We start from the raw sequence: 2,952 nt of genomic DNA, 5'->3' as shown, positions 1-2,952 counted from the left end.
CCAGACTCCTTCGGGTTATAGGGTCAAGCAATGAAGCGCACACGGTGGATGCCTAGGCAGCCAGAGGCGATGAAAGACGTGGAAGCCTGCGATAAGGTTCGGCGAGGTGGCAAACAACCTGTGACCCGGACATCTCTGAATGGGGAAACCCACTGACCACAAGGTCAGTATCCTGTACTGAATACATAGGTGCAGGAGGCGAACCAGGGGAACTGAAACATCTAAGTACCCTGAGGAAAAGAAATCAACCGAGATTCCCCCAGTAGCGGCGAGCGAACGGGGACCAGCCCTTAAGCAGGTGACTGATTAGACGAACGAGCTGGGAAGCTCGGCCATAGCGGGTGATAGCCCCGTAGTCGAAAATCTGATCCTGTGAAATCGAGTAGGTCGGGGCACGAGAAACCTTGACTGAAGACGGGGGGACCATCCTCCAAGGCTAAATACTCCTGGCTGACCGATAGTGAACCAGTACCGTGAGGGAAAGGCGAAAAGAACCCCGGAGAGGGGAGTGAAATAGATCCTGAAACCGTGTGCGTACAAGCAGTAGGAGCAGACTTGTTCTGTGACTGCGTACCTTTTGTATAATGGGTCAGCGACTTATATTCAGTGGCGAGGTTAACCGTATAGGGGAGCCGTAGGGAAACCGAGTCTTAACTGGGCGACACAGTCGCTGGATATAGACCCGAAACCGGGCGATCTATCCATGAGCAGGGTGAAGGTTGAGTAACATCAACTGGAGGCCCGAACCAGGATCTGTTGAAAAAGATTTGGATGACTTGTGGATCGGAGTGAAAGGCTAATCAAGCCCGGAGATAGCTGGTTCTCCTCGAAAGCTATTTAGGTAGCGCCTCACGTATCACCGCCGGGGGTAGAGCACTGTTTCGGCTAGGGGGTCATCCCGACTTACCAACCCGAGGCAAACTCCGAATACCGGTGAGTGCAAGCGTGGGAGACACACGGCGGGTGCTAACGTCCGTCGTGAAAAGGGAAACAACCCAGACCGTCAGCTAAGGTCCCAAAATTCTGGTTAAGTGGGAAACGATGTGGGAAGGCTCAGACAGCTAGGAGGTTGGCTTAGAAGCAGCCATCCTTTAAAGAAAGCGTAATAGCTCACTAGTCGAGTCGGCCTGCGCGGAAGATGTAACGGGGCTAAACCAGATACCGAAGCTACGGGTTCATCCTATGGATGAGCGGTAGAGGAGCGTCGTGTAAGCCGATGAAGGTGAGTTGAGAAGCTTGCTGGAGGTATCACGAGTGCGAATGCTGACATGAGTAACGATAAGGGGAGTGAAAAACTCCCCCGCCGGAAGACCAAGGTTTTCTGTTCGATGCTAATCAGAGCAGAGTGAGTCGGCCCCTAAGGCGAGGCCGAAAGGCGTAGTCGATGGGAAACGGGCTAATATTCCCGTACCGGACATGATTGCGATGGGGGGACGGAGAAGGCTAGGTGGGCCAGGCGTTGGTTGTCCTGGTGAAAGTCAGTAGGCCTGGGTCTCAGGTAAATCCGGGACCCTTTAAAGCCGAGAGACGAGACGAAGACACCACGGTGTCGAAGTCATTGATGCCACGCTTCCAGGAAAAGCCTCTAAGCTTCAGATCATGTGCGACCGTACCCCAAACCGACACAGGTGGTCAGGGTGAGAATCCCAAGGCGCTTGAGAGAACTCGGGTGAAGGAACTAGGCAAAATGGTGCCGTAACTTCGGGAGAAGGCACGCCGGCGTAGGGTGAGAGGACTTGCTCCTTCAGCCCGAACCGGTCGAAGATACCAGGTGGCTGCAACTGTTTATTAAAAACACAGCACTCTGCCAACTCGCAAGAGGACGTATAGGGTGTGACGCCTGCCCGGTGCCGGAAGGTTAAATGATGGTGTTAGCCCTCGGGCGAAGCTCTTGATTGAAGCCCCGGTAAACGGCGGCCGTAACTATAACGGTCCTAAGGTAGCGAAATTCCTTGTCGGGTAAGTTCCGACCTGCACGAATGGCGTAATGATGGCCACGCTGTCTCCACCCGAGACTCAGTGAAATTGAAATCGCCGTGAAGATGCGGTGTACCCGCGGCTAGACGGAAAGACCCCGTGAACCTTTACTATAGCTTCACACTGGACGCTGATGTTGCCTGTGTAGGATAGCTGGGAGGCTTTGAACTTCGGACGCCAGTTCGAAGGGAGCCAACCTTGAAATACCAGCCTGGCATCATTGGCGTTCTCACTCAGGTCCGTTATCCGGATCGAGGACAGTGTGTGGTGGGTAGTTTGACTGGGGCGGTCTCCTCCCAAAGAGTAACGGAGGAGCACGAAGGTACCCTCAGCACGGTCGGACATCGTGCAATGAGTGCAAGAGCATAAGGGTGCTTGACTGCGAGACAGACACGTCGAGCAGGTGCGAAAGCAGGTTCTAGTGATCCGGTGGTTCTGTATGGAAGGGCCATCGCTCAACGGATAAAAGGTACTCCGGGGATAACAGGCTGATACCGCCCAAGAGTTCACATCGACGGCGGTGTTTGGCACCTCGATGTCGGCTCATCACATCCTGGGGCTGAAGTCGGTCCCAAGGGTATGGCTGTTCGCCATTTAAAGTGGTACGCGAGCTGGGTTTAGAACGTCGTGAGACAGTTCGGTCCCTATCTGCCGTGGGCGTTGGATGTTTGAGAAGAGCTGCTCCTAGTACGAGAGGACCGGAGTGGACGACCCTCTGGTGTTCCGGTTGTCACGCCAGTGGCATTGCCGGGTAGCTATGGTCGGACGGGATAACCGCTGAAAGCATCTAAGCGGGAAGCCCCCTTCAAGATGAGACATCCCCGAGGCCTTGAGCCTCCTGAAGGGCCCAGCGAGACCAGCTGGTTGATAGGCACGGTGTGGACGCACTGCAAGGTGTTGAGCTAACGTGTACTAATGGCCCGTGAGGCTTGACCCTATAACACCCAAGGGGTCTGGTCGCAGTGACAACGATGA

Annotated in this window: 1 rRNA gene; it reads left to right on the top strand. The window is 54.7% G+C overall.

Going from position 1 to position 2,952, the window contains the following annotated elements:
* Nucleotides 1–21 precede the first annotated feature (21 nt).
* A 23S ribosomal RNA gene (locus tag FKN99_RS17655) occupies nucleotides 22–2,914 on the top strand.
* Nucleotides 2,915–2,952: the final 38 nt, after the last annotated feature.

The organism is Halomonas hibernica (genome assembly GCF_013183775.1).
GTDB classification, from domain to species: Bacteria; Pseudomonadota; Gammaproteobacteria; order Pseudomonadales; family Halomonadaceae; genus Vreelandella; species Vreelandella citrativorans.
This window is presented reverse-complemented; position numbering and strand designations above follow the sequence as displayed.